The 264-nt window shown below is 40.5% G+C and carries 1 protein-coding gene; it reads right to left on the reverse strand.

Translation table 11 applies throughout. The annotated features are described in order from the left end of the window. On the reverse strand, positions 1-264 hold a 264-nt coding region (locus AAEY83_RS15955), incomplete at both ends, for a malic enzyme-like NAD(P)-binding protein (protein ID WP_351060533.1).

The following is a 264-nucleotide window of genomic DNA, read 5'->3' on the forward strand; positions in this document are numbered from 1 at the left end:
CATCAGCAGGATGCGCTTCTACTTGCTTAGATGGATTACTTAATGGGAAAATAATTGGCTGTTCACAACCGGCATGCATAGCGCGTATTACTTGTTCTGTAAATAAGCCAGGTTGACCAGAAACACCAATCAAAATGTCAGGCTGATGTGAAAATGACATAGAAATCATTAACCGATGGCGCTGACAGCCTGATAGCTCTTGCGGATAGAGTTTGAGCTTATCAATAGGATAAATGATATTGACATCTTCTAAGCGTTGTATAG

The organism is Psychrobacter sp. TB20-MNA-CIBAN-0197 (assembly GCF_040309765.1).
Lineage (GTDB): Bacteria > Pseudomonadota > Gammaproteobacteria > Pseudomonadales > Moraxellaceae > Psychrobacter > Psychrobacter submarinus.